The sequence below is a fragment of the Rhizobium sp. P32RR-XVIII genome (genome assembly GCF_012641395.1).
Classification (GTDB): domain Bacteria; phylum Pseudomonadota; class Alphaproteobacteria; order Rhizobiales; family Rhizobiaceae; genus Rhizobium.
The window spans coordinates 38,312-44,476 of the sequence record NZ_JABAIH010000027.1; the positions used below are offsets into that span (position 1 = coordinate 38,312).

Genomic DNA, 6,165 nt, shown 5'->3' on the forward strand with positions numbered 1-6,165 from the left:
TTTATTGAAGACTGATATGGACAAATGAAATGACAACAATAACAAGCATAGGCTCGACCGTGACGGCGGCCTTCCTCGGTTCCTTCGTGGAGGTCGTCGAGGCCTTCACCATCATCCTTGCCGTCGGCGTGACGCAGAGCTGGCGTCCGGCCTTCATCGGCACTGGCCTTGCCCTTGCGGTCCTCGCCATTCTGGTCCTGGCACTCGGGCCTTTGCTCGGCCTGATCCCTATCGACCTGATGCAATTCATCATCGGCACGCTGCTGATCCTGTTCGGCCTGCGCTGGCTGAGAAAGGCGATCCTTCGAGCCTCCGGCTTCATCGCACTGCATGACGAGGAAAAGGCCTTTGCCGCCGAGACCGACAGCCTCCGCCGGCAAGCGGCCGAGGCGAGGGCGAATTTCCTTGCGGGAACGGCGGCATTCAAGGCTGTCCTTCTCGAAGGCATCGAGGTCGTCTTCATTGTGATCGCCACCGGCGCGGGTCAGGGCATGCTTGGCTACGCCAGCATGGGTGCTGCGGCCGCTTGTATCCTCGTGCTTGTCATCGGCCTGTTCGTCCACAAACCGCTCTCCACCGTCCCGGAAAACAGCCTGAAATTTGTGGTCGGCCTGCTTCTCAGTACGTTCGGCATCTTCTGGGTGGGTGAGGGCCTCGGCGCCGAATGGCCGGGCGCCGATCTTTCTCTGCTGCCGATCCTTGCCTTGCTGGCGATCTTTTCCTTCATCGCCGTCAGGATGCTGCGCCATTATCACAATGCCCCCATGGAGCCCTCTGCCCAATGAACATCCTCAAAATCGTTTTCAAGGAACTCCTCGGAATGTTCATAGATGACGGCGCGCTGGCGCTGTTGTCTCTGATCCTGATCGCCGCCGTCGGGCTTGTGGTGAAGCTCGGCTTCGTCACAGCCCTGGTCGGCGCCCTGATCCTTGCCGTCGGGTGTCTGCTGATCTTGGCCGAGAGCGTTTTCAGAGCGGCAAAAGCCAAAGTCCGAAGCGCGCGTCAGAAGGCGCAGGCGGTGTAGGGTGGATCGGTGATTGTCTTGCGGTCGTCGGTGACGTCGGTCTCAGAGAAGGCTTTTCGGTACCGCTCGATCAGGGCTGCCTCAGCCACGTCCGGACTTTGCACGCCAGGTTAAACAACCGGAAACGAAAAAGCCTGCCGCGGGAGGAGGTGCGGCAGGCTTTTCCAAAAGAACCGATCAGCAACCTGGGAGGAGGAGTGGCGCTGATCCCGAGAGCGACCTGGGAGGAGGACGGTCGCCCACGCGCATCGAAGTTCTGCGGGAGGAGGTGCAGCACTTCGATGAGTTGAATATACAAGGATTGCGCTCAAATCATAGGCAGGAATTCGCAATCCAGCCATGCGCTATGCGCGTGGCGAATAGGTCACTATACCTTGAACTGCCAGCATCGGGTGCTTTATTGGGCGCGCCCTGCCGTAGCGAAAACGCAATATGGGCGGCTCGTTTCCTGCCAAGGGCCATTTGGACTTAGAGCGAGGCTGGCTTAGATTGATCCGTGTCAATCGAGGCAGGAAGCATGGGAGCTACCATGTCCCGGACGCTGATCATCATTGGTCTTATAATCGTTGCGCTCGGTATTCTCTGGCCGTGGCTTGGGCGTCTCGGTCTTGGGAGACTACCGGGCGACATTCTGATCCAGCGCGGGAGCTTCACGATTTATATCCCGATTGCCACCGGCCTGCTTGTCAGCATCGTGCTTTCCGCGCTCCTCTGGCTGATAAATCGCTAGAAGACCGCTTCCGCGAGCAACGCAGGCAGAATTTGACAATCTTAAGTTTGCCGTTCTTTCGACCTACCTAATAGACGGGGCTGATGTAGGAGGGGGCTGCATGCCAAGACGCGGCAAGTTCTTCTATTTCATTATCAAGTCGATGGACGTTTTCCAGAGGATATATATGAGGCTCTATACGATATTGAGCCCATCTTCAGAAGCGTACACGGTTTTCGATGCCAGGATGCTCTGCAATTCTCGAGACTTCGTTCAACGGCGAATCCGGTTCTTCGGCATATTTGAACATAACCTTACGCACTTCACCCTTTCCAGGCTTAAGCAAGGTGATGGTTATGCAGACATCGGAGCGAATGTTGGCTATTACTCGCTGCTCGCGTCAAAGAAAGTCGGCGCTGATGGTATCGTCGTCTCGGTGGAGGCTGATCCAACCACCTTCACGAGACTTCAGACCAACCTTTCACTAAACGACACGGGAAATGTAAGAGCGCTCAATGTTGCCGCAACAGAAGAGCCATGCACGATTTCCATCAGAAAGGGCACCAAGCACAATGCCGGCGCCAATGCTGTAGCCGTAGATGCATCCGGTACGATACCAGGATTGCCGCTGAAAAGGATTCTCGGCGACGACATTGGGAAGATCAACTTCATCAAGATAGACATAGAGGGTTCGGAAGGACCCGTCCTCAAGTCTATCCTTGATGACGTTGATCGATTTCCTGCCGACCTAATCGTCGCCTCGGAAGTAAGCGATGACTCTTCGGAGTTTGTCGAAAAATTTATCAGGGCGGGGTTCAGAGCCTATGCCATCAGCAATATCTACACGGTCGACTATTATCTGATCAGCTCGTATCTCCGCCGGATCGGCGATCCATCCACTTTCGATATCGTCGAAACCAACCGCTTTCTGCCGGGTCAGAACGATTACGTTTTCGAGCGCATGCATGCTTAGGCGCTCCCGCCCTGTTGCTTATAGTAGCTCATCCACCTGGATATCCGACGCGCCAGTGGGTGTGCCAACTCGGCAAGTGACAGATACCGCACCGGGCTGTTGCGGCTTCATGAGTTCAACTCCCAGATTAGATAGAGGATGGTCGATGAGGGAGCGATTTTGCAGGAATCTGAAAGTCACCGGCTTTTCCGCAGCCATATCTTTCTTGTCCTTCGTGCCAGCCCTGGCAGAGTGCAGGTCAGCGCTCAACAGCCCCGAGTGGCCGCAAATCGCCAGGGCGATCGGCTCAGCGCAACTGTGTGAACAGCTTCCGCTGGGTCCAAACCACACCGCGAGATTTCAAGTGATGTCGGTCGATATCTGTTCGTTGCCGAACGGCGCCTCATCTCTCGTCGCAAAGGCATTGCTGACTTGTGAGTCAAGTTCAGATTCACTCTTCCAGACGCCTCCGCTCGAGGGCGAAGTTGTAGCCACGGTGACGCTTGATATTGGCGCGTGCAGGATAACCGATGCAAATATTCAGATCAGTGGCGAACTCGGCGCGCTTCTGTCCGGGCTGGAAGAGACCCAGCAGTTCGCCCGGGACTGGGCGCAGTCGCAGTTAACTAGACTTTGCCGTCTGCGCTGATCGATACAAGCTCCGCCGAGATGCGCTAGCTTCGGTGTTTTGAAAGAAAAGGGGAGGTCGCTGGGGGGAATGCGACCTCCCAATGGATCGAAACGATCCATTGCCAAGGGAGGGAGAAAAACACCAGAGCTCAGAAGCCTGGTCGCCCGCCTCATGCGAGAGACGGACATGAGGCAGTGGTGATAAGGTACATCCGGTTTGCAAATAAAGGTATTATACTCCGGTATATGAGCGCTACGCCTTGGCGTGGTCGCTGGACGCTTGCGATCTCGTCGCGAGAGCATCCCCCAACAGCATACCTGCCCGCTACCATGGCTTTTCGATCAGAAGGGCGTTTCCGAGCGTTCACCCAATTGGATTATTGCGGTCGTTTTATGCTTAGGTTCTAATATGCTCTCTGGTATGAGCACCGGGGGAGCGGTGATGAGCATCGAAGACTTGGAAGCCTTATCTCGGAAAGAGTGGGGTCGTGTGCTCGGCTGTCGGCCGCGTGAACCTCGTCGCACGGAAAAGCCTTCGCAATTGGAAACCAGTTCCGAAGGGCCCGCAGACGGTCATTGGCAAGAGACGGAACAGTCTTCATCACCACAGCGGATACAGAGTGGACCAAGCCGGGTTGATGGCGACTAGGCAATGCCTGATGGAATGTTGGGTCCTTCACATCTGAGCAGCCGGTGCCTCACTCAATCGGGAATCTTGCGGACCGATCGTCATCGTATTCCCCCGCCATTCAAATGTCTTGCCCAACCAGCTTCGCATCCAAATGATCGGCATCATAACGTCTCTGGCTATCATGGCGGCAAGTGACATGGGCGATAGATGCCAATTCTTGCTATTTGCCAGCGCCAGCTCTGGCAAATAGACCGCCGCAAGAACCGCGACGGCACTCGCAGCCAGGCCGACTTCCGACAGGGGGAGGCAGAACACCAGAAGCAGTGGTGGCAATAGTCCAAGAAAGATTTCAGCCGCGAAATAGATGGGAAATGTAACACGTCTCAGTCGTGCCCAACGGCATTGCCTTGACCATACATCCCAGACAGTCCGCCGGCCGAGCGGTTGCTCGAAAGGCGATGCCACCAGATGAACCTTCAATCCGAGACCGTTGACCAGCTTTGTCGCCGCAGCGTCCTCCGCAATCTCCGCCGCCAGGGCCTGAATGCCTCCTCGGCCGTCGAGCGTCTCCTTGCGCCAAAGCATGCTTTTGCCTTGCGCAAAGCCAAAGCCCAGCGCTTCGCCCGCATATTGCCAGCGTGCCTGATGCGTGTTGAGAAAGGCGCACTCGACCTCTGCCCAGAACCCTTGGGGCCGAGCGCCCAGGGGCGTCGAACAGACAAGGCCGCTGTCGCTACGCCATGCAGCCATCAAGTGGTGAAGATAGTCCGGAGGCATCAGAACGTTGGAATCGGCGAGGACGATCCAATCATGGGCGGCTGCATTCCAACCCTTGAGGCAGTTGTTGAGCTTCGGGTTGGCACTGAAACGGTCGTCTCCCACCAGCGTCCGGGATTTCACGGTCGGATGCTCTAAGCGCGCGCTTTCGATCGCTGCTACGACTGGGTCGTTTCGGTCAGCGACACAAAAGATGAGTTCGTAGTCCGTCCAGTCCAGGCGATGGGCGCAAGCGATCGTTTCCCGCGAGAACTGTTCGAGTCCGCAAACCGGAATGACGATAGAGACCGGAGGTCGCGACGAGAGATCAGGTGTAACAAGACCACGTCGTGAAATCCGCCATCCGGCAATCATCAAACTTATGATGTGAATCGCCAGAAGGAGACCGACGACGGCAAGCATGTAGAGCATCGGCAATTCCAAGAGTGGAAGCGGCTGCAAAAATCACATGAATCGCGGCGCGACAGGTCAGAGATCACCATTCTCACATGACACTATGATGACGTGCGGCGTTTGGGCGGGCATTGGCTATCGCCTGTCACAAAGGTCATGCTTAATGGCGGGAGCGCCAATACGGGAGTGATCATCATGACGCCGCGCCAGTTCCGCAGGAACGCAGTCACGTTCTGGTTGGAAGCCCCTTTCGTGATGTCGCTCCGGCTCCAGCAGATGCAGATTGCGGCGCTGACGGGTAAAGCCCAGGATGCGGCGGAACTTCAGCGGATGGTCGTGGAAAAACTCGCAGCCACTGCAGAGAGCGCGGTGGCCGTCAATATGGCGCTGTCGAAGGCTGCTCTCGACACGACGATCAACGTGATGATGGGCGGACGCCCCTCGGCTACGAAGACTCGCGACGCGGTCGTCGCGGCTGCTGTCAAACCCTTTGGCAAGCGTGTCCGCGCCAACAGCCGTCGCCTGGCTAACAAGAAATAAGACGGTCCCGTTCGCGACGTCCCAACCAGGGGCGGCCGGACGATCCCTCTTGGTCATCATCTCCGTTCGGCGACTTAGGCAACGGCGTCGTTAGGATTCAGTCTTTTTTGGTAATTCTCCGGTAAGCATCTCCTGTTCATGACGCGGCTTCTGCCGCCGGCAATTGTTTTGTGTACGGGGGCATATGCGTCTAGCGGCCGTTCCAGCAATATTTCTCGCCTCGCTGACCCTATCGGGCTGCGCATCCAATACCGGTCCGGAAAGCCTGGTAGCCGGGTTGCCGTCGCAGGAAACGACGAGTTCCGTCGTCCGACCGGCCGCCCCGGTACCTGTAGCAGACGTAGGCCAAACCACCGCGCCGGCCGCTCCGCAGCAGGAGGTACTTGCCTGGGCGGGGCCGGTTCCGCAACCGCAGGCCTTCGTGACGGCACCAGGAACGGCAGCCATGCCCGTTCCGGCGGAAAGGCCGACTGCGGCTTTCGCCCCCGTCGCCCCCGTCGACCCCGCGC

General features: G+C 57.2%; 7 protein-coding genes and 1 pseudogene. 7 read left to right on the forward strand and 1 reads right to left on the reverse strand.

Annotation, left to right across the window (positions count from 1 at the left end):
* The first annotated feature begins 29 nt into the window (after positions 1-29).
* The 5 genes from HGP14_RS32465 to HGP14_RS32485 all read left to right on the forward strand — a co-directional run bounded on the left by HGP14_RS32465 (position 30) and on the right by HGP14_RS32485 (position 3,334).
* Positions 30-785 (forward strand): COG4280 domain-containing protein, encoded by a 756-nt coding sequence (locus HGP14_RS32465; protein ID WP_168833927.1) that lies wholly within the window; start codon positions 30-32, stop codon positions 783-785.
* Positions 782-1,024, forward strand: a complete 243-nt coding sequence (locus tag HGP14_RS32470) for a hypothetical protein (protein ID WP_168833928.1) — start codon at positions 782-784, stop codon at positions 1,022-1,024. The genes HGP14_RS32465 and HGP14_RS32470 overlap by 4 nt, the downstream gene beginning before the upstream one ends.
* A gap of 529 nt (positions 1,025-1,553) precedes the next feature.
* The gene (locus HGP14_RS32475) at positions 1,554-1,754 is read left to right on the forward strand and encodes a DUF2905 domain-containing protein (protein ID WP_168833929.1); all 201 of its coding nucleotides are present in this window, start codon (positions 1,554-1,556) and stop codon (positions 1,752-1,754) included.
* Positions 1,755-1,854: 100 nt separating this feature from the next.
* Positions 1,855-2,706 carry an FkbM family methyltransferase gene (locus HGP14_RS32480; protein ID WP_168833930.1) on the forward strand — a complete coding sequence of 284 codons (852 nt, stop codon included), beginning with the start codon at positions 1,855-1,857 and terminating at the stop codon, positions 2,704-2,706.
* A gap of 145 nt (positions 2,707-2,851) precedes the next feature.
* The gene (locus tag HGP14_RS32485) at positions 2,852-3,334 is read left to right on the forward strand and encodes a hypothetical protein (protein ID WP_168833931.1); all 483 of its coding nucleotides are present in this window, start codon (positions 2,852-2,854) and stop codon (positions 3,332-3,334) included.
* A 657-nt stretch (positions 3,335-3,991) separates the two neighbouring features.
* Here HGP14_RS32485 and HGP14_RS32490 read toward each other — a convergent pair.
* Complete coding sequence (locus HGP14_RS32490; RefSeq protein ID WP_168833932.1) at positions 3,992-5,134, reverse strand: glycosyltransferase; 1,143 nt, start codon at positions 5,132-5,134, stop codon at positions 3,992-3,994.
* 177 nt (positions 5,135-5,311) lie between these two features.
* Between HGP14_RS32490 and HGP14_RS32495 the strand changes: the two genes are divergently transcribed.
* Positions 5,312-5,656 (forward strand): hypothetical protein, encoded by a 345-nt coding sequence (locus tag HGP14_RS32495; RefSeq protein ID WP_168833933.1) that lies wholly within the window; start codon positions 5,312-5,314, stop codon positions 5,654-5,656.
* 184 nt (positions 5,657-5,840) lie between these two features.
* Positions 5,841-6,165, forward strand: a pseudogene (locus HGP14_RS35320) (glycosyl hydrolase); the annotation flags it as partial.